Source organism: Streptomyces sp. NPDC051662 (assembly GCF_040681655.1).
Lineage (GTDB): Bacteria > Actinomycetota > Actinomycetes > Streptomycetales > Streptomycetaceae > Streptomyces.
The window spans coordinates 1-23578 of the sequence record NZ_JBFAZD010000001.1; the positions used below are offsets into that span (position 1 = coordinate 1).

Annotated in this window: 28 protein-coding genes and 1 pseudogene; 13 read left to right on the top strand and 16 right to left on the bottom strand. The window is 69.6% G+C overall.

The annotated features are described in order from the left end of the window. Nucleotides 1-107 precede the first annotated feature (107 nt). Complete coding sequence (locus AB0M67_RS00005; protein ID WP_365740818.1) at nt 108-2159, top strand: PQQ-binding-like beta-propeller repeat protein; 2052 nt, start codon at nt 108-110, stop codon at nt 2157-2159. On the opposite strand, the gene AB0M67_RS00010 is transcribed toward AB0M67_RS00005, so the two are convergent. The 4 genes from AB0M67_RS00010 to amcB form a co-directional block, all read right to left on the bottom strand. Beyond that, a complete protein-coding gene (locus tag AB0M67_RS00010; RefSeq protein WP_365740821.1) occupies nt 2114-2353 on the bottom strand; it encodes a hypothetical protein in 240 nt (79 codons plus the stop codon). The two genes, AB0M67_RS00005 and AB0M67_RS00010, sit on opposite strands and share 46 nt — an antisense overlap. A gap of 73 nt (nt 2354-2426) precedes the next feature. Then, nucleotides 2427-3131, bottom strand: coding sequence for a pentapeptide repeat-containing protein (locus AB0M67_RS00015; protein WP_365740823.1), 705 nt, complete (start codon nt 3129-3131; stop codon nt 2427-2429). Between the two features lie 27 nt (nt 3132-3158). Then, nucleotides 3159-3392, bottom strand: a complete 234-nt coding sequence (gene amcA / locus AB0M67_RS00020) for a multiple cyclophane-containing RiPP AmcA (RefSeq protein WP_365740825.1) — start codon at nt 3390-3392, stop codon at nt 3159-3161. Further along, nucleotides 3389-4540, bottom strand: coding sequence for a cyclophane-forming radical SAM peptide maturase AmcB (gene amcB, locus AB0M67_RS00025; protein ID WP_365740827.1), 1152 nt, complete (start codon nt 4538-4540; stop codon nt 3389-3391). The genes amcA and amcB overlap by 4 nt, the downstream gene beginning before the upstream one ends. A 204-nt stretch (nt 4541-4744) precedes the next feature. On the opposite strand from amcB, the gene AB0M67_RS00030 reads away from it, so the two are divergent. After that, entirely contained in the window at nt 4745-5275 is a 531-nt protein-coding gene (locus AB0M67_RS00030) for an NUDIX domain-containing protein (protein WP_365740829.1), read from the top strand. A 61-nt stretch (nt 5276-5336) separates the two neighbouring features. On the opposite strand, the gene AB0M67_RS00035 is transcribed toward AB0M67_RS00030, so the two are convergent. The 3 genes from AB0M67_RS00035 to AB0M67_RS00045 form a co-directional block, all read right to left on the bottom strand. After that, a complete protein-coding gene (locus AB0M67_RS00035) occupies nt 5337-6791 on the bottom strand; it encodes a hypothetical protein (RefSeq protein ID WP_365740831.1) in 1455 nt (484 codons plus the stop codon). Nucleotides 6792-6892: 101 nt separating this feature from the next. Further along, a complete protein-coding gene (locus tag AB0M67_RS00040) occupies nt 6893-7144 on the bottom strand; it encodes a DUF397 domain-containing protein (RefSeq protein WP_365740833.1) in 252 nt (83 codons plus the stop codon). Further along, the gene (locus AB0M67_RS00045) at nt 7141-8016 is read right to left on the bottom strand and encodes a helix-turn-helix transcriptional regulator (RefSeq protein ID WP_365740835.1); all 876 of its coding nucleotides are present in this window, start codon (nt 8014-8016) and stop codon (nt 7141-7143) included. Before AB0M67_RS00045 ends, AB0M67_RS00040 begins: the two co-directional genes overlap by 4 nt. A gap of 205 nt (nt 8017-8221) precedes the next feature. Here AB0M67_RS00045 and AB0M67_RS00050 point away from each other — a divergent pair, with 205 nt between their 5' ends. Continuing rightward, nucleotides 8222-8641, top strand: a complete 420-nt coding sequence (locus AB0M67_RS00050) for an ATP-binding protein (RefSeq protein WP_365740837.1) — start codon at nt 8222-8224, stop codon at nt 8639-8641. Between the two features lie 4 nt (nt 8642-8645). Beyond that, entirely contained in the window at nt 8646-9128 is a 483-nt protein-coding gene (locus AB0M67_RS00055; protein ID WP_365740839.1) for an NUDIX domain-containing protein, read from the top strand. Between the two features lie 32 nt (nt 9129-9160). Here AB0M67_RS00055 and AB0M67_RS00060 read toward each other — a convergent pair whose 3' ends face one another. Further along, nucleotides 9161-9520, bottom strand: coding sequence for a DoxX family protein (locus AB0M67_RS00060; protein ID WP_365740841.1), 360 nt, complete (start codon nt 9518-9520; stop codon nt 9161-9163). Nucleotides 9521-9527: 7 nt separating this feature from the next. Then, entirely contained in the window at nt 9528-10016 is a 489-nt protein-coding gene (locus AB0M67_RS00065) for a cupin domain-containing protein (RefSeq protein WP_365741793.1), read from the bottom strand. A 200-nt stretch (nt 10017-10216) separates the two neighbouring features. Here AB0M67_RS00065 and AB0M67_RS00070 point away from each other — a divergent pair, with 200 nt between their 5' ends. Further along, complete coding sequence (locus AB0M67_RS00070; protein WP_365740843.1) at nt 10217-11068, top strand: LysR substrate-binding domain-containing protein; 852 nt, start codon at nt 10217-10219, stop codon at nt 11066-11068. Between the two features lie 166 nt (nt 11069-11234). Here the strand turns inward: AB0M67_RS00070 and AB0M67_RS00075 are convergent, their stop codons facing one another. From AB0M67_RS00075 to AB0M67_RS00090, 4 genes are all read right to left on the bottom strand, one after another. After that, nucleotides 11235-12470: a serine hydrolase domain-containing protein gene (locus AB0M67_RS00075; protein ID WP_365740845.1), complete on the bottom strand. Its 1236-nt coding sequence runs from the start codon at nt 12468-12470 to the stop codon at nt 11235-11237. Nucleotides 12471-12545: 75 nt separating this feature from the next. Next, on the bottom strand, nt 12546-12971 hold the full coding sequence (locus AB0M67_RS00080) for a DUF1048 domain-containing protein (RefSeq protein ID WP_365740847.1): 426 nt from the start codon (nt 12969-12971) through the stop codon (nt 12546-12548). Between the two features lie 2 nt (nt 12972-12973). After that, on the bottom strand, nt 12974-13303 hold the full coding sequence (locus AB0M67_RS00085) for a PadR family transcriptional regulator (protein ID WP_365740849.1): 330 nt from the start codon (nt 13301-13303) through the stop codon (nt 12974-12976). A gap of 116 nt (nt 13304-13419) precedes the next feature. Then, the gene (locus AB0M67_RS00090) at nt 13420-14718 is read right to left on the bottom strand and encodes an MFS transporter (protein WP_365740851.1); all 1299 of its coding nucleotides are present in this window, start codon (nt 14716-14718) and stop codon (nt 13420-13422) included. 54 nt (nt 14719-14772) lie between these two features. Here AB0M67_RS00090 and AB0M67_RS00095 point away from each other — a divergent pair, with 54 nt between their 5' ends. Beyond that, entirely contained in the window at nt 14773-15528 is a 756-nt protein-coding gene (locus AB0M67_RS00095; RefSeq protein WP_365740853.1) for a helix-turn-helix transcriptional regulator, read from the top strand. A 48-nt stretch (nt 15529-15576) separates the two neighbouring features. Here AB0M67_RS00095 and AB0M67_RS00100 read toward each other — a convergent pair whose 3' ends face one another. Further along, a complete protein-coding gene (locus AB0M67_RS00100; protein WP_365740854.1) occupies nt 15577-16221 on the bottom strand; it encodes a PH domain-containing protein in 645 nt (214 codons plus the stop codon). 206 nt (nt 16222-16427) lie between these two features. Here AB0M67_RS00100 and deoC point away from each other — a divergent pair, with 206 nt between their 5' ends. From deoC to AB0M67_RS00125, 5 genes are all read left to right on the top strand, one after another. Next, the gene (deoC, locus tag AB0M67_RS00105; RefSeq protein ID WP_365741795.1) at nt 16428-17375 is read left to right on the top strand and encodes a deoxyribose-phosphate aldolase; all 948 of its coding nucleotides are present in this window, start codon (nt 16428-16430) and stop codon (nt 17373-17375) included. Nucleotides 17376-17380: 5 nt separating this feature from the next. Continuing rightward, nucleotides 17381-18856: an aldehyde dehydrogenase family protein gene (locus AB0M67_RS00110; RefSeq protein WP_365740856.1), complete on the top strand. Its 1476-nt coding sequence runs from the start codon at nt 17381-17383 to the stop codon at nt 18854-18856. Next, nucleotides 18849-19775 carry an aldehyde dehydrogenase family protein gene (locus AB0M67_RS00115; RefSeq protein ID WP_365740858.1) on the top strand — a complete coding sequence of 309 codons (927 nt, stop codon included), beginning with the start codon at nt 18849-18851 and terminating at the stop codon, nt 19773-19775. The genes AB0M67_RS00110 and AB0M67_RS00115 overlap by 8 nt, the downstream gene beginning before the upstream one ends. Before the next feature lie 91 nt (nt 19776-19866). Next, complete coding sequence (locus tag AB0M67_RS00120; protein WP_249948180.1) at nt 19867-20118, top strand: type II toxin-antitoxin system Phd/YefM family antitoxin; 252 nt, start codon at nt 19867-19869, stop codon at nt 20116-20118. Continuing rightward, the gene (locus AB0M67_RS00125) at nt 20119-20370 is read left to right on the top strand and encodes a type II toxin-antitoxin system RelE/ParE family toxin (RefSeq protein ID WP_365740861.1); all 252 of its coding nucleotides are present in this window, start codon (nt 20119-20121) and stop codon (nt 20368-20370) included. Between the two features lie 6 nt (nt 20371-20376). Here AB0M67_RS00125 and AB0M67_RS00130 read toward each other — a convergent pair whose 3' ends face one another. Then, complete coding sequence (locus AB0M67_RS00130; RefSeq protein WP_365740863.1) at nt 20377-20784, bottom strand: hypothetical protein; 408 nt, start codon at nt 20782-20784, stop codon at nt 20377-20379. A gap of 185 nt (nt 20785-20969) precedes the next feature. Between AB0M67_RS00130 and AB0M67_RS00135 the strand changes: the two are divergent. Then, nucleotides 20970-21575 (top strand): annotated as a pseudogene (locus AB0M67_RS00135) (uridine kinase); the annotation flags it as partial. Between the two features lie 292 nt (nt 21576-21867). Here the strand turns inward: AB0M67_RS00135 and AB0M67_RS00140 are convergent. Further along, nucleotides 21868-22653: a SigE family RNA polymerase sigma factor gene (locus AB0M67_RS00140; protein ID WP_365740865.1), complete on the bottom strand. Its 786-nt coding sequence runs from the start codon at nt 22651-22653 to the stop codon at nt 21868-21870. A 192-nt stretch (nt 22654-22845) separates the two neighbouring features. On the opposite strand from AB0M67_RS00140, the gene afsQ1 reads away from it, so the two are divergent. Next, complete coding sequence (gene afsQ1, locus AB0M67_RS00145; protein WP_365636338.1) at nt 22846-23523, top strand: two-component system response regulator AfsQ1; 678 nt, start codon at nt 22846-22848, stop codon at nt 23521-23523. The last annotated feature ends 55 nt before the right edge of the window (nt 23524-23578 follow it).

Below are 23578 nucleotides of genomic sequence, written 5' to 3' on the forward strand. Positions count from 1 at the left end.
TCGTACTGGACGTACTTGGCCGACTCCGACAACGCGGCGAGGTGCGGTGCCAGGCGTCGCGGGCCCGCGAAGATCGACCGGACAGGACCTAGGTGCGGCGGGGGTACGTGGTGGAAGCGTGGAAGGCGTTGCGTCCCGGGGACCCCGTGCGGGTGGGGCCCTACCGCATCGTGGGCCGGCTCGGCTCCGGCGGTATGGGCAGCGTGTTCCTGGGGCGCTCACGCGGCGGGCGGACGGTGGCCGTCAAGGTCGTACGCCCGGATCTGGCCGAGGACCCGCGGTTCCGCCGCAGGTTCGTCCGGGAGGTCACCGCGATCCGGCGCGTGAACGGCGCCTTCACCGCGGGTGTGGTCGACGCCGATCCCGAGGCCGCCTCTCCCTGGCTGGCCACGGTCCACGTACCGGGGCCGGCGCTGAGCGACGCCGTCGCCACACATGGACCGTGGCCGCCGGGACCGGTCCTGACGCTCGCCTCGGGGCTGGCGGAGGCGCTGGACGCGATTCACGCGGCGGGGGTGGTCCACCGCGATCTGAAGCCCTCGAACATCCTGCTCGCCCATGACGGCCCCCGCGTGATCGACTTCGGCATCTCGGTCGTGAGCGACGCCAGCGCGCTGACCCAGACCGGGATGATGGTGGGCACCCCGGGCTTCATGTCCCCCGAGCAGCTGACGGGCGATCGGATCAGCCCGGCGGGCGATGTGTTCTCCCTCGGAGCGGTCCTCACGTACGCCGCCACGGGCGCGGGCCCGTTCGGTACGGGCGCGCCGCACGCACTGCACTACCGGACGGTGCACGAGCCTCCCCGCCTCGACCGACTTCCCCCCGAATTACGCCCCTTGGTGGACCACTGTCTGGCCAAGGAACCCGGCCATCGCCCCACCGTGACCGCCCTCATGCACCACCTGTCCGGGACCGGCGAGTACACCGCCCCGACACCGGCGAGCGGATGGCTGCCGGAACCGCTCGCCCGGACCGTGGAACTCCACGCCGTGCGGGAGCCCCCGCCGGCGACCCTCACCCGCCGCCGGGCGCTGTTCGGCCTCGCGGGGGTCTCCGCCGCGGCGGGAATCGGTTACGGCGCCTGGCGGCTCACCCGTACCACCGACGACAACGGTCCCGCCGACGCCTCCTCCGCCCCCCAGCAGAGCCCGACGGTCCCACGGCGGCCCGGCGCCCGGCGCTGGACGTCCACGGTCGCCACCGGCGACGGCCGCGACGACGCCGACGGGGCGCTGGCCGTGGCCAACGGCATGGTCTACTTCCCCGGCCGGAAGGGCCTGTACGCGGTATCGGCCGCCAACGGCGCGGAACGGTGGACCCACACCACCAGCGCCACGGACGGCACGCTGGTGCCCACCCCGGCCGTGACCGCCGACACGGTCTGCGTGGTCGTCGGCGACGTCCTGCGCGCGCTGGACGCGGACACCGGCCGGCGGATATGGGCGACGTCCGAACTGAACGTCGCCGACGCCGGCCCGTCGGCGGCCGACGGCACCGTCTCCTTCCTCGGCACCAGCGGCGCCTCGACCGTGCTGTACGCGGTGTCCACGGCGACCGAGAAAATCCAGCTGGAGACCTCCGCCGACCTCGAATACGCCGAATCCGCGCGCATAGCCGACGGCACGGTCTACACCAGCAGCGGAGGCGCCCTGTACGCGTACGACCCGGCCACCGGAAAGCGGAGATGGCGGCATCTGACCCCGGCGGTCCGGCTCTCGGACGTGGCCGTGGCCGGTGACACCGTCTACGTCACCGTATTCGGCGAGAACGGCACCACTGTCTCGGCGGTATCCACGAACGGGACGGAGCGGTGGCTCGCCGCCCCCGAGGACGGCGGCTCGTTCCAGGGCCCCCCGGTCGTGGCCGACGACACGGTCTACGTCTGCGGCGAGACCACCCTGTACGCCCTGCACGCCAAGACCGGCGCCCCGAAATGGCGAACCCCCTTCACCACCGCGCTCCACCCGACCCCGAGCGCCGAGGGCGGCACGGTCTGCGTGGCGGCGGACACCACCCTGCACGCGCTCCACGCGGACACCGGCAAGAAGAAATGGGCCTTCCCCGCCGACGAACCACTCCGCACGGGCCCACTGGTATCCGGCCCCGCGGCCTATGTGACGGGCGCGTCGGGCTCGCTGTACGCGATAACGGTGTAGGGGGCTGCGCCCGGGACCGGACTCCCGTCGGCTCGGTGCTGCTCGGCCTCGTCGGCGGTCAGGGGCACCCAGTCGTCGCCGGGGACGATCGCGCCGTCGTCATAGCCGGGGTCGCCGCCGGGCAGCCGGGCCGGTGCGATGTCGCATCGGCCGCGTATGTCGTCGAACGTGTCGAATACGAGTCGCGGGCCCATGCTGTGCCTCCGAGGGCAGGTGCGGGGATAGGGCGTGTTTCGAGAGTCCCGCCCGGCCTGCGGGCGGACGGCGCTACTTCCGAAACACGCCCTGGTTGTCGTCGACATCTCCACCGAAGGTGAGGTCCAGCTCGGCGATGAGGGCCTCGGCCAGCTGGAGTGCCTGGGCCTGGTCGATGACGATCTGCTTGAGCGAGGCGAGGCCACGGAGGTGGGAGAGGTCGTTGCCCCGTAGGTCAAGGCCGCGGTAGTTCCCGCTGTCGAACTCGGTCAGCCGCAGATCGCTGTCGTCGATCAGCGCGGCGCCCAGATCGACGGCGGTGAAGATGGCCTCCCGCAGCGAACACCCGGCGAAGATCACGGGCCCGACTGCCCGGACACGGGCGAAGGTGCTGTAGTCCAACTTGCAGTTCTCGAACAGCACGTTGTCGAACGTGACGTCTTCGAACATGGCGCCCATGAGCTTGCAGTCACGGAAAACGGCTCGGGAGATCTTGCTGTCGGTCCACTGCGGGGAGGACAGGTCACAGCCGATGAACTCCACGGAGTCGACGCGGAGCTTCTCCAGCCGGGTGCGCTGGACCCTGAGACCGGTGATCCGCCCGTCCATCAGGTGGGTGTCGGCCAGATCGAGGTCCCGCAGGTCGGCGTCGGCGTAGTGGAACTCCGCCACCCGGCCACGGCCGCCCCCCAACGAGGTGACGTTGGAGAGGTAGAGGCCCGGCTCGTCCAGGGCAGGCAGCGTGACGCTCGTGCGGCGGATCGTGCGGGTGTCCATCAACAGCCTTTCAGGGCGGTGGGTCGGTCACCGGTGCTGCCGACACGCCCCGGGGTGTGCCGGCGCGGCCTTTTTCTTCTTGTTCCAGTTGTCCCAGGTCGGACGGTTGTCGAAGGGGGCCGGGTTCTTCGCCCAGTTGTCCCACGTGGGCCGGTTGTCCCACCTCGCTTCAACGATTTCCCGGGTCGAGGCGTCATGCGTGGCCGTCAACTCCATCACAACGGGGGTGTCGGATGCGGTGAGTCGGTCCAGTACGGTCATACCGCTGCCTCCTTGGTCGCGAGCGTGGACAGGGCCGTGACCAGGGCCTGCCGGGAGACCCGGCAGTAGTTGGTCTCGGTGGTCGTGAGACTGCCGTTCTCGAAGTAACGGTTGGCGGCCTGGCCGCCGCGGCAGAAGTCGAAGAACTCACACTCGGCCTCACAGCGGTCCAGCCCGGTGAGGAACTCCCGGACGTAGCGCAGCCGGTGGGCGTTGCGGAGGATCTCGGAGAGCGACCGGTCGAGGATATTCCCGGCCGCGAAGTCTCCGTACTCGGGCGCTGTCGTGTCCGCGAGTTCCGGGGAGAGCAAGACCACATCACCCTTCCAGGAGACGGTGGGGATCGGGTCGAGAAGGCGCCGGTCCCACTCGGCTCGCTGCCCGGAACGGGTCAGCTGGAGGTACTCGGCGAGGCGTTCGACCTCCCTCACGGCCAGGGCCGCGCTGTGTTCACGGGTCCAGGTGATCGTGCGCTGCCAGAACTCCTCGGCCTGGACCGGAGTGGGGGGCTGCCGGTCGGTGTTGACCCCTTCGATCTCCTCGATGTTGAAGCCCACCGAGTGGCACCCCAGAGTCGCCAGGAACTCCAGCAGCTCCTCCGGCATCGCGATGCCCGTGGCGCCGACCACCGAGATGACGGAGAACGGGGTGCCGTGCTCGCGCAGCCGTGTGATGCCGCGCAGGATCCGGTCGAAGGCGGGCTTGCCGTGAAGGTCGACGCGCTCGGCGTTCACGGCGGCCGGACCGTCGATGCTCACCCCGACCTGAACGTCGTACGTGGCCAGCAGGTCGCACCACGTATCGCTGATCAGCGTTGCGTTGGTCTGCACGTAGTGATGGACACGGCCCGCCCGTCGCAGGGCCTCGAACGGCGCGAGCAGGACCGCGAACTTCCGCTGCCCCACAGCGAGCGGCTCCCCGCCGTGCCAGACGATGCCGATCGGATGGCCATTGTCCTCGAACTGGGTCACCGCCTCCGCAAGGGCTTCGGCCACCTCCAGGGACATCTGGTGGTTGAGCTTGCGAAACGGCAGGTAGCAGTACCGGCAGTCCAGATTGCACCAGGTCGTGGGCTGAACCACCACGGTCTGCGGGGCCGCGAACCGCTGCTGATATCGGGCACGCCACGGGGATGGGCGAGAGTGCATAGGGGGCCTCTCCTCTACCGACAGGGGGCGCCGCCCCGAGGCGGGGAGCCGCGGGACGGGATACGACCACCATGTGTCCCGTGATGACCTGCACGCGATGACATCGCGTTGTCATTGCCGATGACATGTCATCCGTGCGGCAATGACACCGACGTGAAGTCTCCGCACTGGCATGAGAGTTCGAGCGGATCGCGGTGAGTTATCGTGACGACTGTGCCTCGCTCGATTCTGATCCACGACGGCCAGACCGCCCGCGACATTGGTTTGGTGTACTGCTGCTCGGGCTACCTCGTCGAGCGCGGCAAAGTGCTGCTCGTGCACCACAACCGCTTCGACAAATGGGTTCCGCCGGGCGGGCATATCGAGCCTGGGGAGTCGTTCGCCGGCACGGCAGTACGCGAGTTCAAGGAGGAGACGGGGCTACTGGTGGAGGCGATCTCCAGCCAACCTGCCATCCACCCGGCCGATCACAACGCCACCCCTGAACCTGTGCCGTTCTACGTGGACATCGAGCGCGAAGGTTTCCCGACCCCGGCGTTGGTCCAGTTCTTCTACGTCCAGCGGCAGCCGGGCACCCGCGAGCAGGCCGTGGAGGCCCAGCTCGAAGAGGTGCATGGGGCGGCGTGGTTCGGCTTGGAGGACATCGACGGTCTCAAGACCTTCGACCAGGTACGCTCCCTGGCCCGGTTCGCCCTGCTGAACTACCCGGTGGCGGCGGAGCGCGCCCAGCCGTAAGCGCCAGCTTTGCTGGATCGCCGACGACGGAGGGCGGCACGAGCCCGGCCCGGAAGACGGCCTACCGGCCCGCGAGACGATACCCGCCGGCGCCGTCGACCTGGCAGGCCAAGAGCAGCCGGGCCGGAGCGCCGCCGAAAGCGGCGGACACGGCCTGGTTGAGACGCTGAGCGTACTTGGGCACCGAGGACGGCGCGACGTAGAGCGTCCCCGCGATCTGCTCCGTCACGAGCCCGCCTTCGGGCGCGTTGTGCATGACCTTCACCAGGTCGAATAGGCGCTCCGACAGCTCACAGACCACCTCCCCGTCGCTGCCGCGGGCGCTGAGGATGACCTTGCGTCCTGGGCCGAGCGCGACATGTTCAATGACCATCCCGGCCGACACCACGCCCGTTCCCTCAGGGGCGCCGTCGTCCAGGCTCAGCCGCGTCAGGCGCCGCAACGCCTCGGTGTACGCCGACACCGTGTAGTACGCGGCGCGGATGGTGGCCCGCTTGCCCGAGGCACCCGGCTCGTTCCACAGCCCGGCCTCGGGATCCCACAGGTCGTTCATCAGGTGCCACGCCTTGGTGAGCCGAGGATCGCGCGGGTCGGCGCCGGACCGTACGGCGGCCTGGGTGCACAACGCGTACGCCATGTGTTCCCACGCGGTGCCCTGCACGTCCTTGTCGTCCTCGACGAACGTCTCCCAGCGGTGGTGGTTGTGCAGCAGCCACTGCCCGGCCCCAGTGACCACGTCACCCAGCCGCTTCATCCGAACTGACCCGTGCACGCCCCCAGCCTCCCGGGGCACGTCCGGGTACGCCGGTTCGCCCTCTGGGCCGATTCCGGAGACGACAGCGGAGAAAGCGAGCAGGCACAGCGCGGTCTTACTCGGGCTCGGGTCGGTGTCGACGTACGTGCGCCAGCCCCACGCCCCGCTGGACCGGCGGTGATAGAGCAGGCCGTGCACGCCGTGGTCGATCAGCGGCTCGACACGCTCCAGCAGGCTGCCGGTGTCCACCCCGCCGGGGAGGCGGAGCCCGGGGCCGAGCTCGTGGAGGGCGTCCCGGAGCTGGGCGAGCCCGTGAACGGCGAGGGCAGTCTGATGCAGCGAGGTGTCGTCGAGTCCCACCACCTCGGGCCAGCCGCGGTCGACCCGGTGGTCCTTGAGCCACTCGACGCACCAGGCTGCGGTCTCCGCGACACCGTTGTGGTGAAAGAAATGCGGGTGGGACAACAGCCCGGCGAGACCGAAGGCGATGAACCGGGAGTGCTCGCCACGTCCGCCCTTGTGACGCGGCAGGCAGTGCTCCGGAATCGCGCCGACCAGGAAGTCAAGGGCCCGGCGCACGGGTTGCCCCGCGATGCCGGCGGCCCGCAGGATCGGCAGGACCTCGCTGGTGTTGACGATTGAGGACACCGAGGTCAGCGTGAGCCCCCACCCGCCGTCATAGCCCTGGTTCCGCAGCAGAGTCCGTGCGGCCTCGCCCGCTCTTGCCTCGAACGCGGTGAGCCCGCCGCGCGACCTCTTCATGACTCGCCTCCGCCGCCAAGTCACGGATTACCCCGGACGGTACGTACCCAACTTGGCTGCTGTGGACCCCTGTTCACGCCTCGGCCGCGGCGTGCCGCCGCTCAGAGTTCGGTGCCGTCGGGGATGAGGTGGTCGTACTGCCCCGCCTTGACGGCCAAGATGTGCGCCAGCATCTCCTTGTCGGTGAAACGCAACGCACCGTCCAGGTCACGGCGCTTGGAGTCACCGAAGGCGACACCGCCGTCGATCGGCATGATCTGAACGCAGTCACTGCCTGAGCCGGCGCTGAACGAGGACTTCTCCCACTCACCGTCGAGTGAGGCCGCGTAGAGGGCGTCCCTCTGGTCGCTCATGTGAGTTCCCTTTCGATTTCCTCGATGCACCGCACGGTCGCTTCCTCGTCCAGCGCATGGCTCGCCAGGTCGGTGAACTTTCGGCGAGCAACCCGAACTTCCACGGGATCATCCTGGAGAGTGTCACCCCGTACCCGTTCCAGAAATACGACGCTTCGGTTGTCCGAGCCGGGGAAGTCAAGGATGGTGAACGGCGCGCCCGTTGTGCTTGCGGCTCCCGCGGCGAACGGGATGACTCTCAAGGTGACATTCGGCCGACCGGTCCACGACTTCAGGTGCCGGAGTTGCGCGCCCATGACCTCCGGTCCACCCACAACTGAGCGAAGAGCCGACTCCAAGCAGAGGGCTTCCATCGTGAGCGGGTTGCGGCGCGCGAGGACATCCTGCCGCCTCAACCGAGCCTCGACGAAGGCTTCGCGGCGCTCCGCGCTCTCCTGCTTCTGGCCGAACGCGGCGAGTGCTTCGACGTACTCACGAGTCTGGAGCAGCCCCGGCACATACGTCCCAGAGTGGACCGACATGCGGTCCGCGGCATCTTCGAGGGAGAAGTAGCGGTACGAGTCGCTGCTGAATACGGCCTGGACCTCCGGCCGTTCGTACCACGCGCGACCGTACGATCTGCCCTGCTCGATTGTCGCGACGATCCCGGCTCGTTCCTCGGGCGTCGCCTTGTAGAGCTTGAGCAGTTTGGGGAGTTGCTCCTCGGTGGGAAACGCCTGTCCCCGTTCGATCTTGCTCACGGTGAACCGTGAGACGCCCAGCACCTCACCGGCCGCCGTCTGTTTGAGTCCCGCCTCTATGCGCAGGCGCTGGAGTTCCTCTCCCACACGGCGCATGGCGAAGATGGCGTTCGCGTTGACGCTGACCGTCACGGTTCTCCCTTCCTCGCTTCCAGCGACATGGTCCCCCGACACCGCCAGAGTATCGGTCAGTTGCACACCCTATGACTCTCCGGGCTTGGATCCACACCCTCAGTTGCGTGAGTTGGGTCGCGTGACCCACACTGAGGCGATCGCGCTGCGAGCACTCACCTGCGGGCGCGTATCCCAACATCCGCGCGCCCGAAAGGTGTGGGTAATGGATCAGCGTGGTTACGTCCTGGCAGTAGAGCGCTATCCCTGTACGGCCGTTGCCGTGCCCGAGGCCCGCGCCATAGCCGCCCGCGCCTACGCGCCGTATCCCTGGGTGGACCACGACACCGTCAAGCTGCTGGTCAGCGAGACCGCCACCAACGCCGTGCTGCACGCGGGCGGTGGCGGGTTCGATCTGATCTGCCACGCGCCGTTCGACGGCTCGGTCCAGATCGAGTTGCACGACCGGAGCGCGCTACGCCGCCCCTCCCGTCGCCCGCACGGCGCGTGGGACCAGCACGGCAGGGGGCTGGAGTTACTGGATCTCCTCGCGCCCGGGTGGTCCGTCGTCAGAACCATGGCCGGCAAGGGCCTCGTCTTCACGGTGAAGGCGGCCTCGTACCCCATGACGCTCAACGAGGAGTGAGGACATGTACGTCGAACTCGGCAGGCCCGAACCACCCCGCCGCCGGACCGGCGTCGCCGGATTCTTCACCCGGTGCGTCGGCGATGAGCTGAACGTGCTCCTCATGCCCGCCGGCACCGGGGAATCCTGGCGACTGCCCGGCGGCGACGCCCAGAGCGACGAGTTCATCCACGAGGCGTACGTACGCGAGATCGCGGAGAGGACCGGCCTCTCTCCCATCCCGCCCGAGGAAATCCTCGTGGTGGACCACGTACCCAGAGGCGTGACGGAGGCCGAAGGGCTCGATGTCGTCTTCAAGGGCGCGGACTTCGTCCCGTACGCCACGGATCCCGGCACGACCGCGTACCGGTGGGCGACGCTCAAGGAGACGGACACCCTCTGCCTCGGTCCGGAGCGCGACCGTATCCACTCCGCTCACGAGGCGTGGCTGACCGGCCGTACCGCCTATCTCATCTGGGGCGAACGCGTCACCGCACCGCGCTCCTGAGCGTCCGCCCGGTCAGGAGCCGAGTCGCGACGTCACAGCCAAGTGGTCGCGAGCCAGCCGGTCAGGGCCGCCGTGAGGATCAGTGGGATGTTGATGCCGACCTGCCGGTCGGTCTTCAGGTGGACCGCGATCGCGCCCGTTTGCAGGGCCACGAGGCCGACGGCGGCGGTCAGGGCCAGTACGGGCGCGATGCCGGTCAGCGGAGGCAGGATCAGGCCGATCGCGCCGAGTACCTCGGCCACGCCGATGCCCCTGACCGCCGGCATCGGTATGCGGTCCACCCAGGCCATCATCGGCCGGAGCCGCTCACGGGTCCTGAACACCTTCACCGCGCCCGCGTAGAGGTAGAAGAGGGCGAGCAGGCCCGCGAGAATCCAATAGGCGATGTCCATGGGCCCCTCAGGCGAAGTCGGCGAAGTCGGTCGCGGGCTCGGTGGCGTAGCGGCTCATCACGTGGATGTTGGCCTCGGGGGTCAGCTTCCGGCCGTCGGCGATCATGTCCTGGAGGTCCCGGAAGTACTGCACGTACAGGTCGGGCGTGAAGATGCTGAGCATGACGGCCGGGTGGTCGGTGACGTTGGCGAAGGTGTGCGGGGCGCCGGGCGGGACCATGACGAGCGTGCCCGCGCTCGCGTCGTGGACCTGGTCCCCCACCGTGAACCGCAGCGTGCCGGAGACGATGTAGAAGCCCTCGTCGTGTCGCGCGTGGCGGTGCTGGGGCGGTCCTGGCGTGTGCGGGGCGAGGACGAACTCGGCCAGGCCCAGGCGGTGGCCGGTGGTGGTGCCGTCTTCGAGGATGCGTCCCCGTGTGGTGCCGAGGGTGATCGTCTCGCCGTCCTCCGGGCCGACCACCGATACGGCGGGGTCGGAGGCCGGTCCGCCGGTCAGCGGTTCGCCGGTCGACGGTTCGCCGGTCGACGGTTCGCCGGTCGACGGTTCGTTGATCGGCGGTTCGCCGGTCAGCGGTTCGCCGGTCTGCGGTTCGTTGGTCGTCGGTTCGTCAGCCATGCTCCGATTCCACTCCCCGGACACAGCGGCTGTCCAAGACCCGTTCGGCGACCCCGATACCGGATGGGTATCGTCGCAGCATGGAGCTACGTACGCTGCGCTATTTCGTGGCGGTGGCCGAGGAACTGCACTTCGGCCGCGCCGCTGTCCGGCTGCACATGAGCCAGCCGCCGCTGAGCCGAGCGATCAAGGGGCTGGAGAGCGAGATCGGCGCCCCGCTGCTCCACCGCTCCCCGGCCGGCGTCACGCTCACCGCCGTGGGGTCGGCGCTGCTGGTGGAGGCGCGCTCCCTGCTCGACCATGCCGACCGGCTCCGCGTACGGCTGGCGGTCGCGGCCGGCGCGGCGACTCTCACTGTCGGTCTGCTGGGTGACAGCACCGACCCGGGCGCGAGGCGGTTGGCCGCCGCGTACCGTCGGCGTCACCCGGATGTCGAGGTCCGCGTCCGCGAGACCGATCTGACCGATCCGACCTGTGGTCTGCGCGCCGGACTCGTCGATATCGCCCTGACCCGCGCGCCGTTCGACGACACCGGCCTGACGGTGCACGAGCTGCGCACCGACCCTGTCGGCGCGGTGCTGCGCGCGGACGACCCACTGGCCGGCCAGGACCGCGTGAGCCTCGCCGACCTGGCCGGCCGGCGCTGGTTCCGGTTCCCCGACGGTACCGACCCGCTGTGGCAGTCGTACTGGAGCGGCGGCGAGTCCCGCGAGGGCCCGGTGGTTCGCGCGGTCCAGGAGTGCGTGCAGGCCGTGCTCTGGAACGGTACGGTCGGGATGGCCCCGCTCGGACACGACCTGTCACCGGAGTTGGCCGTGGTACCCCTGATCGACATGGCGCCGAGCCGCGTGGTGGCGGTGTGGAACGAGGGCGACGCGAACCCGCTGGTCCGGTCCTTCGTCGAGATCGCGACATCCGCCTACCGCGACTGAACGCCTCGCCAGCCTGAACGCCTACCGCGACTGAGCGCCTCGCGGAGCAGCTGAACGCCTCGCGGAGCTGGACGCCTCGCGGACCTGAGCACGCAACGTGGCGGCGTCGACGGCCGGAGCCCGGTCGAGGTCTTCCGCCGGACCGACCTCGACCGGGCAAGGCGGGTCAGTCGTCGATGGCCTGGTAGAGGGTGGTCCAGAAGTCATGGATCGCGTGCGCCGAATCCGGGGTGGACATCCCGGTCTGGGTGAGCAGGATGCCGACGAGCTGGTTCTCCGGGTCCGCGTAGGTACTGGTGCCGGCTCCGCCGTCCCAGCCGAACTGGCCGACGGGCGCGAAGTCACCACGGTAGGTACGTACGGCCATCCCGAAGCCCCAGCCGCCGTGCTGCCCCTGGCCATGTGACAGATGGACGACCTCGCGGGCCCAGGCTTCCCGGGCGGCGAGCTGCTCGGGCCTGAGGCGGTTGGTGGTCATCAGCTCGACGGAGGGCCGGGACAGGATCCGTTGGGTGCCGTGCGTCCCATGGTTCAACAGCATCCGGAAGTAGGCGTGATAGTCGTCGACGGTCGAGTCGAGTCCGCCGCCGCCCGACTGGAACGCCGGAGGCCGGCTGTGGTGTCCCCCCTCGGCCTCGTCCGCCACGATGAACTCCCCGGTCCCCGGATCGGGGGCGTACAGCGGAGGCAGCCGGTCGATCTTGTCTGCGGGCACATGGAAACCGGTGTCCTTCATGCCCAAGGGCTCGAAGACGCGTTCACGCAGATACGTCTCGAACGACTGGCCGGTGACCCTGGCGACGAGCACGCCGAGCACATCGTCGCTGACGTTGTACAGCCACCGTTCTCCGGGCTGGTACATCAGCGGGAGCGTGCCAAGGCGACGCATCCACTCGTCCGGTTCCGGGGCCGGCAGCATCCATTCCTGGCCGTACACCCCCTTCTCGAAGAACGCGCTCATCATCGGGGAGCCCAGCGCCGTCGTATCCAGTCCGAGCCCGCACGTGGAAGTGAGCAGGTCCCGCACGGTGATCGGACGGCGCGCCGGCACGGTGTCGTCGAGCGGGCCGTCGGCCCTCTTGAGCACCCGCCGGTCGGCGAGCTCGGGCAACCACCGGTCCACCGGGTCGTCCAGCCGCAGCCGGCACTCCTCCACCAGGGCCATCGTCGCCGACACCACGACCGGCTTGGTCGTCGAGGCCATCCGGAAGATGGTGTCCCGGCGCATCGGCGCGCCACCGTCATGGCGCATCGTCCCGATCGCTTCGACGTGTGTCTCCTCGCCCCGGCCGACCAGGGCGACGAGCCCGGGAATCCTGTTGGACTCCACGTACCGGTCCAGTACCTCGCGCAGTCTGCGCAGCCCCGCTTCGGAGAAGCCGCTCTTGCCTTTTTCCGTCATGAATCCCCCTGCGTACGGTGTTCGATCACACGCTGTTCGACCTTGCGAGACCCGCCCCGACGCGGCGTGCCGTTGTCAGACCGCCCCGGCCGCCTTATCTCCCTGGTCTCCCTGGTCTCCCTTGTCTTCGTTTCCGGTGTCCTCGGCTACGGCGCGCTCGATGTCGTCGGTCAGCCGCTTCCGCGCACGGGCGGGCACATAGCCACCCTCCGAGTAGTTCTGGGCGAACGCCTCGGCGAACTCCACCGGGTCCTCGCCGACGATCTCGCGGATCGGCGTGCCGTCCGCCATGGCCTGCTCGAACAAATCGGCGAGGTCTTCGAGCATCGCCGCGGTGCTGTCGCCGTCGGCCGGCACGAAGTGCATCAGATACCGCTCGATCGCCTCGACCGCCGTGCGGTGGGCGGCGGGAAGCTCCTTGACCCGCGCCTTATACGCCCACCAGCGCTTCTTGGGCCCTATCAGCTTCGAGATGAAGCCGCTCTTCTCGACATCGGACATGATCACTTGCCCCCTTCGCGGAGCTGTTCCAGTCGTTCCGAGAGGAAGCTCCAGGTCGTCCAGAACTCTTCGAGGTATTCCCGTCCCTGAGCGTTGAGGGAGTGCACCTTGCGTGGCGGCCCCTTCTCGGAGGGGACCTTCTCCACGTCGACGAGACCGCGCTTCTCGACCCTGATGAGCAGCGCGTAGATGGTCCCTTCGGAGATATCGGAGAAACCCTGCTCCCGCAGCCATGCCGTGATCTCGTAGCCGTAGGCGGCACGGCCGGACAGGAAGGCGAGAATGATGCCCTCCAGCGTGCCCTTGAGCATCTCCGTCACCAGCTTGGCCATGGAACACCTCCTCTCTGCGCTAGTCAGCGCTGTTGAGTACCGGTAGACCGTAACACTGACTACCGGTACTCAGCAAGACGGAATAGCGGAGCGGTGGCGCTCTCCTGTCAGGGTGATCAACGGTCCTCGGGCCGGGCCGGAGCGAGCCCGGCACCGGCACCGGCTTCGGCATCGGCATCGGCATCGGCATCGGCATCGGCATCAGCACCGGTGCCAGTGCCGGTGCCGGTGCCGTCCCCCTCCTGATGTGCCTTATGCGCCGCCGCCCCGAGCGAGAGCGGCACCGCCGGTTCCGGCAGCGAGCGGAACAGCAGCCAGCTCAGGAGCGGCATGAGGATCAGCGGCGCCAGAGCGGTACGCAGGGACGTGGCGTCGGCGACGCTGCCGATGAGCGGGCCGGCCAGACCGCCGATGCTGACGGTCAGACCGAGCGTGATCCCGCTGGCGGTGCCGACGCGCGTGGGCAGGTAGTCCTGCCCGAGCGTGACCTGGAGGGAGAACGGTACGTAGAGGCCGACCGAGGTCAGCGCCACGAACAGGTACAGCGTGGGACCGGGTACGAACACGACCCCCGCGACGGACACCACCGAGAACAGATACGACCAGCGGGAGACCGTCACCCGGTCCCGGCGGCCGGCCAGCCGGCCGCCCAGGACGGACCCCACCGCTCCGCCGATGTAGAGGACGAACAGCGCCGCGGTACCCGCCGACTCGCCCCCGTCCATACGCTCCTCGGCGTACAGCGAGATGAAGGTGCTCAGGCCGATGAAGACGATCGACCGGCAGACCACGGCCAGCGACAGCTTCACGAACGACACCTTGTCGTCCCGGCCGACCGCCACCGCCGCGGAGGAACCGGAGGCGCGCCGCCGCTCCAGTTCGCGCAGCACCGGCAGGCACAGCACGCTGCCGACCAGCGCCGGTACCACCAGGAGCGGTGTGAGACGCAGGCCCCCGGTCGCGACGACGGCGGCGACCATGAGCGGGGCCGTGGCGAAGCCGAGGTTGCCTCCCAGCGAGAACCAGCCCATCGCGCTGTGGCTGCCCCCGCTCGCGAGCCGGGCGACCCGGGCGGACTCGGGGTGGTAGGCGGCGACGCCGACCCCGGACACCGCCACGAACGCCAAGGTCAGCGCATACGAGCCGGTGACCCCGCTGAGCGCGATGCCCACCCCGCCGAGGACGGTGCTCACCGGGAGCAGCCAGGGCATCGCCCGGCGGTCGGTGAGCAGACCGAACACCGGCTGCGCCACGGAGGACAGCAGGGACGCGGCGAGCACGATGCCCGAGACCGCGGCGTAGCTGTAGGCCCGTTCGGCGACGAAGTACGGGACGAGGGCCGCCACGGCGCCCTGGTAGACGTCGACGCAGGCATGCCCGACCGACAGCAGCGTGATCGATTGTTTTCCTGACACGTCGCCATGGTCTCCAGCGGGCAAGGTGTCGTGCTTCCGATAAACTGCCAACCGATGCAGAAAATCCGCCATGAACCGATCGCGCCGACCCGCACCCAGTGGCTGGCGCCCGGTGCCGAGATCGACGCCCACCGGCATGACGACCACCAGATCGTCTACGCGGGCCGGGGAGTCCTGGCCGTCACCACCGGCGCGGGTTCCTGGGTCGCGCCGGCAACCCGCGCGATCTGGGTACCGGCCGGCACGGTGCACGCCCACCAGGCCCATGGCCAACTCGAACTGCATCTGGTCGGGCTTCCCGAGAGCGACAACCCGCTCGGGCTGGATACGCCGACCGTGCTGGCCGTCGGCCCCCTGCTGCGCGAGCTGATCCTCGCCCACACCCGGGCCCCTGACGACAACAGCCCCGAACGCGCCCGGCTGCGGGCCGTGCTGCTCGATCAGCTGCGGGCCTCACCGCAGCAGCCGCTGCACCTGCCCTCGCCGACCGTCCCCCAACTCCGGGCCCTGTGCGAGATCCTGCGCGCCGACCCGGCCGACGACCGCACGCTGGCCGCGCTGGGCAGAGAGGTCGGGGCGAGCGACCGCACCCTCTCCCGGCTCTTCAGGAGCGATCTCGGCATGACCTTCCCGCAGTGGCGCACTCAACTCCGGCTCCACCACGCCTTGGTGCTGCTGGCCGGGAACACGCCGGTCACCGCCGTGGCGCACCTGTGCGGCTGGTCGTCGGCCAGCGCCTTCATCGATGTCTTCCGCCGCACCTTCGGTCATACGCCGGGCGCGCACCAGCCGCGGGATCGGGCCAGCTGAATCAGGCCGAATCAACCCAAGAGAGCCCGCGCTACGTCAGCACCCGCGCTACGTCAGCAGCAGCACGATCAGCACGATCAGGCCCGCGACCGCCGGGCCCATCACCTCGTACGCCCACCGCACCGTCGGCTCCCCCTGCGCCGACGGCCGCGACGCCGACCTTTCGGACAGCTCGCGCAGTTCGGCGACCGTACGGTCCGCCTGGGCCATGCCCAGCTGGTCGGCCGCGTTCGCGTGCGCGGTGGCGGCGGCAGCGGAGGCGGAGCGGCCGGAAAGACCCGCTCCCGGCCGCGCCTGGCGGCGGTTCGCGCGCTTGCGCTGGCGCAGCGAGACCGGGACCGCCCACAGCTGGTACTTCGTGCCGTCCTCCGTCAGCGCCTCACAGGAGAACGTGGCCCGTACGGTCGAGACCGAGGACCACGGCAGCGTGATCGTCCGGAAGGGGTTCCTGATCCGCAGCCGGTCGGCGTTCGCGTAGACCGCCGGGCGCAGGGTGAACGCGATCACGAGCGGTACGACGAACAGCAGGGAGGCGAGCGCCAGCCATGGCGTGCGGCCCGCCCCCCGGAAGAGCGCGTCACCGCCGAGCCAGAGGGTGATCAGGAGCAGCAGGCCGCCGCCGACGATCCCGCCGGCCGACCGGAAGACGCGGTCGGCGTAGCTCGGCTCGGTGGGCTGCTCGGGGCTCGTCATACGTCCGATTCTGCCGTATGGCCCGAACATGCCTCCACACCCCCGGCGGGGACCCCCTTCACCCTCCCGATCACCGGCCCCCTCTCCCTCCCCCTCGGTCTCCCCCAGGTCCCCGCTCCGGGTCACATCTCGGGAACGGCTCCCCCTCGTATCCCCGCACCCCCTGTACAGGCTGCTACGCGCGTAGATATGCTCATCTGGTGACCATGCCCACCATTACCCCCGCATTCGCTGACGTGACCGCGTCCGACAGCACACTGCGCCGATTCCTCCACGGGCTCCCCGGCGTCGACGCCGTCGGCCTGGAGGCACGCGCGGCGTCGCTCGGTACGCGCTCGATCAAGACCACGGCCAAGGCGTACGCCATCGATCTGGCCATCTCGATGATCGACCTGACCACGCTTGAGGGCGCGGACACCCCGGGCAAGGTCCGGGCGCTCGCCGCCAAGGCCCTCCGGCCCGATCCGACCGACCGTACGACGCCCGCCACCGCCGCGGTCTGCGTCTATCCGGACATGGCGGAGACAGCGGTCGCCGCGCTGGCCGGTTCGGATGTCAAGGTCGCCTCCGTCGCCACCGCCTTCCCGGCCGGCCGTGCCTCGCTGGCCGTCAAGCTCGCGGACACCCGCGACGCCGTGGCCGCGGGCGCCGACGAGATCGACATGGTCATCGATCGCGGCGCGTTCCTCGCGGGTCACTACCTCAAGGTGTACGAGGAGATCCGCGCCGTGAAGGAGGCCGCGGGGGCGGCCAGGCTCAAGGTGATCTTCGAGACCGGTGAGCTGTCCACGTACGACAACATCCGCCGCGCCTGCTGGCTCGGCATGATCGCCGGCGCGGACTTCATCAAGACGTCGACGGGCAAGGTCGGCGTCAACGCCACACCCGCCAACACCCTGCTGCTGCTGGAGGCCGTACGCGACTTCCGCGCGCAGACCGGGACGCAGATCGGCGTGAAGCCGGCGGGCGGCATCCGTACCAGCAAGGACGCGATCAAGTTCCTGGTGCTGGTGAAGGAGACCGCGGGCGCGGACTGGCTGGACAACCACTGGTTCCGGTTCGGCGCCTCCAGCCTGCTGAACGATCTGCTGATGCAGCGTCAGAAGCTCAGCACAGGCCGCTACTCCGGCCCCGACTACGTGACGGTGGACTGATCACCATGACATCCGTATCCGCGTCCACATCCGCGTCCGCATCCGCGTTCGAGTACGCCCCGGCGCCCGAGTCCCGTGCGATCGTCGACATCGCGCCCTCCTACGGGCTCTTCATCGACGGCGAGTTCACCGAGGCGGCCGACGGCAAGGTCTTCAAGACCGTCAGCCCGTCCACCGAGGAGGTCCTCTCCGAGGTCGCGCAGGCCGGCGCCGACGACATCGACCGCGCGGTCAGGGCCGCCCGCAAGGCGTTCGAGAAGTGGTCCGCGCTGCCCGGCGCCGAGCGGGCCAAGTATCTGTTCCGTATCGCGCGGATCATCCAGGAGCGCTCGCGCGAGCTGGCCGTCCTGGAGACGCTCGACAACGGCAAGCCGATCAGGGAGACCCGCGACGCGGACCTCCCGCTGGTCGCCGCGCACTTCTTCTACTACGCGGGCTGGGCCGACAAGCTCGACCACGCCGGGTTCGGCCGAGGCGGGTCGACCCCGCGCCCGCTCGGGGTGGCCGGCCAGATCATCCCGTGGAACTTCCCGCTGCTGATGCTGGCGTGGAAGATCGCCCCGGCGCTGGCGACCGGCAACACGGTCGTGCTGAAGCCCGCCGAGACGACCCCGCTCTCCGCGCTCTTCTTCGCGGACATCTGCCGTCAGGCGGGGCTGCCCAAGGGCGTCGTCAACATCGTGACCGGTGACGGGAGCACGGGCGCCGCGCTGGTCTCGCACCCGGGCATCGACAAGGTCGCCTTCACCGGCTCGACCGCCGTCGGCAAGGCCATCGCGCGCGAGATCGCCGGTACGGGCAAGAAAGCCACGCTCGAACTGGGCGGCAAGGGCGCCAACATCGTCTTCGACGACGCCCCCATCGACCAGGCGGTCGAGGGCATCGTCACCGGCATCTTCTTCAACCAGGGCCAGGTCTGCTGCGCGGGCTCGCGGCTGCTCGTACAGGAGTCGGTCCAGGACGAGCTGCTGGACTCGCTCAAGCGCCGGCTGGCCACGCTGCGCGTCGGCGATCCGCTCGACAAGAACACCGACCTCGGCGCGATCAACTCCGCCGAGCAGCTGGCCCGGATCACGGCGCTGGCCGACGCGGGCGAGGCGGAGGGCGCCGAGCGCTGGTCGCCCGCGTGCGAACTGCCCTCCTCCGGCTACTGGTTCGCTCCGACGCTCTTCACGAACGTCACCCAGGCGCACACCATCGCCCGCGACGAGATCTTCGGCCCGGTGCTGTCCGTGCTGACGTTCCGTACCCCCGAGGAGGCCGTGGCCAAGGCCAACAACACCCAGTACGGGCTGTCGGCCGGCATCTGGACCGAGAAGGGCTCCCGCATCCTCGCGGTCGCGGGCAAGCTCCGGGCGGGTGTCGTCTGGGCCAATACGTTCAACAAGTTCGACCCGACCTCGCCGTTCGGCGGCTACAAGGAGTCGGGGTACGGCCGCGAGGGCGGTCGCCACGGCCTGGAGGCGTATCTCGATGTCTGAAGCGAACCGTCTGAGCGTCCTCAAGACCTACAAGCTGTACGTCGGGGGCAAGTTCCCCCGCAGCGAGAGCGGCCGGGTGTACGAAGTGACGACTGCGACCTCAGGGGCTGACGGGGCGGCCGGGCAGGGCACCTGGCTGGCCAACGCCCCGCTGTCCTCCCGCAAGGACGCCCGTGACGCGGTCGTCGCGGCGCGCAAGGCGTTCGGCGGCTGGTCGGGCGCGACGGCGTACAACCGGGGCCAGGTCCTCTACCGCGTCGCCGAGATGCTGGAGGGCCGCAGGGGCCAGTTCGTACGGGAAGTCGCGGACGCCGAGGGCCTGTCGAAGTCGAAGGCGGCCGTGGCCGTCGACGCGGCGATCGACCGGTGGGTCTGGTACGCGGGCTGGACCGACAAGATCGGCCAGGTGGTGGGCGGAGCGAACCCGGTGGCGGGCCCGTTCTTCAACCTCTCCACCCCCGAGCCGACCGGGGTCGTGACCGTACTGGCGCCGCAGGAGTCGTCGTTCCTCGGCCTGGTCTCGGTCATCGCGCCGGTGATCGCCACGGGCAACACCGCGGTCGTCGTCGCGAGCGAGAGGTCCCCGCTCCCGGCGCTCTCCCTCGGCGAGGTGCTGGCCACCTCCGACCTCCCGGGCGGCGTGGTCAACATCCTCTCCGGAAGGACGGCCGAGATCGCGGCCCCGCTCGCCGCGCACCAGGACGTCAACGGGATCGACCTGACCGGCGCGGACGAGGTCCTCGCCAAGGAACTGGAGATCGCGGCGGCGGACAACCTGAAGCGGGTACTGCGCCCGGAGCGCGCGGGGCACGTGGACTGGTCGACGGACCCCGGCACCCACCGGCTGACGGCCTTCCTGGAGACGAAGACCGTCTGGCACCCCACGGGCAGCCTGGGCGCGTCGGGTTCGGCGTACTGAGCGGTCGCGCTGAAGCCCCGTTTCCCCTCGTTCGAGGGGAAACGGGGCTTTTTCAGTGCACCGCACTAGGCAGAACCGTACACTTCTGCACATGACTGACACCTATGGCATGACAGAGGCCCGTGCCAACTTCGGCACGCTGGTGCGCCGGACAGCCCATTCCCACGAACGGATCGCCATCACGGACCACGGGCATGTCGCGGCCATACTGATCAACCCGCAGGATCTGGCGGATCTGGAGGACGCGCTCGCGCTGGCCGAGTACCAGCTGGAGAAGGAGCGCGGAACCCTGAAGCCGGGTATCCCGCACGCCGAAGTCGGCCGGATGCTGGGGCTGCGGTAAGTGACGTACGAGATCATCTGGGAGCCGCGTGCCACGGACGCGGCCCTTCGTTTCCTCAAGGACGACCCGGTCGGACTGTCCGCCGTATACGAAGCCGTGGACGCGCTCGCGACACAGCCGTACCCCGACGACTCGCTCGCATACGGGTCGGCCGATGTGCGACGCCTGCACATCGGCGACTACCGCGTCTTCTACGTGATCGATGACGACGTCATCCGGATCCTCGTCACCCATCTCGGCCGTACGCCCTGACACACCTCACCCGAGCAGCAGCTTCACCGCAGGGCCGAGCACCGGCAGGTCGCTGATCGCCGCGCCCTCCGTGAGCGGGGCGGTCAGCTGCGCGGTGGAGACCGGCTTGAAGTCGGCGATCTGTGTACCCACCGCGTTGTCCAGGGGATCCACGCCCGTCTTCGCCAGCGGGTTGAGCTTCAGATCCGTGAGCGGGCCGAGCGCGTACCCGACGGAACCGACCAGAGCCTGGCCCGCCGCCGAGGAGGAGTCGGAAAGCCGCTGACCCGAGTCCGTCGCGGGCGCGGGGGCGACGGGCTGCGCCGCCTGGGCCGCCGTGCCGCCGAGACCGAGGGCCACTGACGCCGCGGTGACGGTCAGACCGGCGCGGAGCAGAGTGCGCCGGGGAGAGAGGGAAGCTGCGTGACGTGCCATGGGGATTCCTGCCTGGCCGGATCGATGAGTAATCGGACTGACACGCAGAGTAGTTGAGGTGGGGTCACCGATACCAATAAACCCGCCAAACCGGCCGAACTGACCCACCCATCCCGCCCGATCGGTCCCCGGGATCGGTCCCCCGGGGGTTCCTTGGGCAGGTACATGCCTCACACTGGTGTCCCGTGAGTTCACCTACTGTTCCGACCCGAGTCGTTCTGCTCGCGGGCCCCTCCGGCTCGGGGAAGTCGTCCCTCGCCGCGCGGACCGGACTGCCCGTACTGCGCCTCGACGACTTCTACAAAGAGGGCGACGACCCCACGCTGCCGCTGGTGGCGGGGGGTTCGGACATCGACTGGGACTCGGTGCGGTCCTGGGACGCGGACGCCGCGGTCGCGGCGGTCGAGGAGCTGTGCCGTACGGGACGTACGACCGTGCCCGTCTACTCCATCGCGACCAGTTCACGCGTGGACGCCGAAGCCCTCGACCTCAGGCGGGCGCCGCTGTTCCTCGCGGAGGGCATCTTCGCCGCCGATATCGTCGCGCGCTGTCAGGAACTGGGGGTGCTGGCGGACGCGCTCTGTCTGCGCGGACGTCCGTCGACCACGTTCCGGCGCCGACTGGTACGGGATCTGCGCGAGGGGCGGAAGTCGGTGGCGTTCCTGCTGCGGCGCGGCTGGCGGCTGATGCGGGCGGAGCGCGCGATCGTGGGCCGGCAGACGGCGCTGGGCGCGTATCCGTGCGCGAAGCCGGAGGCGCTGGGCCGGATCGCGGCGGCGGCGGCCGGGCGCCGCGTCAAGCCGCGCACCACCCGTATCGCGAGCCCCGCGGGCCCCGCGAGCACTGCCAGCGCCGCAAGCACCGCGGGCACTGCGAACCCCGCGAGCACTGCGAACACCGCTCGCACCACGCGCGCCGAAGCGTCCCCGGCGGCGACCAGCCACCCGTAGGCCCGGCCCTGAGCCGACGGTACGCACACAAGCGAAAGCGGGATCGCACAAGCCCCCCAGACCTGTGCGATCCCGCTCCCTGCCCCGTATTCCCCCGCGATCCCCCCGTATCCCCGTGCTTCCCCCTCGGCCTTCAGGCGACAAGCTCCCCGAAGGACTCCTCCTCGTCACGGCCGAAGCTGAGGACCTCGTCCTCGCGCAGTCGGCGGAGCGACCGCCAGATGCTCGACTTCACCGTGCCGACACTGATGTCGAGGATCTCCGCGATCTCCGGGTCGGTGCGGCCCTCGTAGTAGCGCAGTACGAGCATCGTGCGCTGGAGCTCCGGGAGACGGGAGAGCGCCTGCCAGAGCACCGCGCGCAGTTCCGTGCCGCGCATCGCGTCGGTGTCGCCCGCCGTCTCCGGCAGCTCCTCCGTCGGGTACTCATTGAGCTTGCGCCTGCGCCAGGCGCTGATGTGCAGATTGGTCATGGTGCGGCGCAGATAGCCGCCGACCGCGGCCTTGTCGCTGATCCTGTCCCACGCCCGGTAGGTCGAGAAGAGGGCGCTCTGGAGCAGATCCTCGGCCTCGAACCGGTCGCCGGTCAGGTGGTAGGCCGTCGCGTACAGGGAGGCGCGGCGCTCCTGGACGTACGCGGTGAACGCCGCTTCGGCGTCCGCCCGCTCCGTCAGGACCGTCCGTTCCCCCGGAACCTCCCCGTACGCGGCTGCCTTGGCACCCCCGTTACCCCCGCTGCCGCCGCCCGCCCGGTCCGTGCGGTCCGCGTCAACCACCGTCATGTACGACGGCATGTGCTGACGCCCGGCGCCGCGAACGCACCCCCGCCCGTTCACGGCGCCGGACTTCTCGCTGCTCCGCGTGACGTCATGAAGACGCGTGACCACTGCGCTTGAGGTCATGCCGTGCAGTGCGTTCATCCCGCGCCCCCCGTCGGTGGAGTCTGGTTCGTTCCGTGTGCCAATGAGCTTGCCGGGGCAGTTTCATGGCCCTGTCCGCCGTCTGTCACAGCCCTGTCACAGGGGACTTCGGTGCTTGTGAAACGCGTGGGGAAAAGGTGGGAGCGCTCCAACGGTCGAACTCCGGTCCCCCCATGGGACACAATGACCTCCGTGCCTTTCCTGTTGCTGATCGAGGACGACGACGCCATCCGCACGGCCCTCGAACTCTCGCTGTCACGCCAGGGCCACCGAGTGGCCACCGCGGCGACGGGAGAGGACGGCCTGAAACTGCTGCGGGAGCAGCGGCCGGATCTGATCGTGCTGGATGTGATGCTGCCCGGGATCGACGGCTTCGAGGTGTGCCGCCGCATCAGACGCACCGACCAGCTGCCGATCATCCTGCTCACGGCGCGCAACGACGACATCGATGTCGTGGTCGGGCTGGAGTCCGGGGCCGACGACTATGTGGTCAAGCCTGTCCAGGGGCGGGTGCTCGACGCGAGGATCCGCGCGGTGCTGCGCCGTGGCGAGCGTGAGTCCACGGACTCCGCGACGTTCGGCAGTCTGGTGATCGACCGTTCCGCGATGACGGTCACCAAGAACGGGGAGGACCTCCAGCTCACGCCGACCGAGCTGCGACTGCTGCTCGAACTGAGCCGCAGGCCCGGTCAGGCGCTGTCCCGGCAGCAGTTGCTGCGGCTGGTCTGGGAGCACGACTACCTCGGTGACTCACGGCTGGTGGACGCGTGTGTGCAGCGGCTGCGCGCGAAGGTGGAGGACGTGCCGTCCTCGCCGACCCTGATCCGTACGGTGCGCGGTGTGGGCTACCGGCTGGACGCGCCTTCGTGAGTGCCGTGCCCAGGGAGAACGGACCGGACGCCGGCCCGCCGCGGAACGACGCGCA

What these genes read in the sequence shown, in the direction of transcription:
- AB0M67_RS00010 (WP_365740821.1), bottom strand. Translation starts at nt 2,353, where the DNA reads ATGGGCCCGCGACTCGTATTCGACACGTTCGACGACATACGCGGCCGA.
- AB0M67_RS00015 (WP_365740823.1), bottom strand. Translation starts at nt 3,131, where the DNA reads ATGGACACCCGCACGATCCGCCGCACGAGCGTCACGCTGCCTGCCCTG.
- amcA (WP_365740825.1), bottom strand. Translation starts at nt 3,392, where the DNA reads ATGACCGTACTGGACCGACTCACCGCATCCGACACCCCCGTTGTGATG.
- amcB (WP_365740827.1), bottom strand. Translation starts at nt 4,540, where the DNA reads ATGCACTCTCGCCCATCCCCGTGGCGTGCCCGATATCAGCAGCGGTTC.
- AB0M67_RS00035 (WP_365740831.1), bottom strand. Translation starts at nt 6,791, where the DNA reads ATGAAGAGGTCGCGCGGCGGGCTCACCGCGTTCGAGGCAAGAGCGGGC.
- AB0M67_RS00040 (WP_365740833.1), bottom strand. Translation starts at nt 7,144, where the DNA reads ATGAGCGACCAGAGGGACGCCCTCTACGCGGCCTCACTCGACGGTGAG.
- AB0M67_RS00050 (WP_365740837.1), top strand. Translation starts at nt 8,222, where the DNA reads ATGGATCAGCGTGGTTACGTCCTGGCAGTAGAGCGCTATCCCTGTACG.
- AB0M67_RS00055 (WP_365740839.1), top strand. Translation starts at nt 8,646, where the DNA reads ATGTACGTCGAACTCGGCAGGCCCGAACCACCCCGCCGCCGGACCGGC.
- AB0M67_RS00060 (WP_365740841.1), bottom strand. Translation starts at nt 9,520, where the DNA reads ATGGACATCGCCTATTGGATTCTCGCGGGCCTGCTCGCCCTCTTCTAC.
- AB0M67_RS00070 (WP_365740843.1), top strand. Translation starts at nt 10,217, where the DNA reads ATGGAGCTACGTACGCTGCGCTATTTCGTGGCGGTGGCCGAGGAACTG.
- AB0M67_RS00075 (WP_365740845.1), bottom strand. Translation starts at nt 12,470, where the DNA reads ATGACGGAAAAAGGCAAGAGCGGCTTCTCCGAAGCGGGGCTGCGCAGA.
- AB0M67_RS00080 (WP_365740847.1), bottom strand. Translation starts at nt 12,971, where the DNA reads ATGTCCGATGTCGAGAAGAGCGGCTTCATCTCGAAGCTGATAGGGCCC.
- AB0M67_RS00085 (WP_365740849.1), bottom strand. Translation starts at nt 13,303, where the DNA reads ATGGCCAAGCTGGTGACGGAGATGCTCAAGGGCACGCTGGAGGGCATC.
- AB0M67_RS00095 (WP_365740853.1), top strand. Translation starts at nt 14,773, where the DNA reads ATGCAGAAAATCCGCCATGAACCGATCGCGCCGACCCGCACCCAGTGG.
- AB0M67_RS00100 (WP_365740854.1), bottom strand. Translation starts at nt 16,221, where the DNA reads ATGACGAGCCCCGAGCAGCCCACCGAGCCGAGCTACGCCGACCGCGTC.
- deoC (WP_365741795.1), top strand. Translation starts at nt 16,428, where the DNA reads ATGCCCACCATTACCCCCGCATTCGCTGACGTGACCGCGTCCGACAGC.
- AB0M67_RS00110 (WP_365740856.1), top strand. Translation starts at nt 17,381, where the DNA reads ATGACATCCGTATCCGCGTCCACATCCGCGTCCGCATCCGCGTTCGAG.
- AB0M67_RS00115 (WP_365740858.1), top strand. Translation starts at nt 18,849, where the DNA reads ATGTCTGAAGCGAACCGTCTGAGCGTCCTCAAGACCTACAAGCTGTAC.
- AB0M67_RS00120 (WP_249948180.1), top strand. Translation starts at nt 19,867, where the DNA reads ATGACTGACACCTATGGCATGACAGAGGCCCGTGCCAACTTCGGCACG.
- AB0M67_RS00130 (WP_365740863.1), bottom strand. Translation starts at nt 20,784, where the DNA reads ATGGCACGTCACGCAGCTTCCCTCTCTCCCCGGCGCACTCTGCTCCGC.
- AB0M67_RS00140 (WP_365740865.1), bottom strand. Translation starts at nt 22,653, where the DNA reads ATGAACGCACTGCACGGCATGACCTCAAGCGCAGTGGTCACGCGTCTT.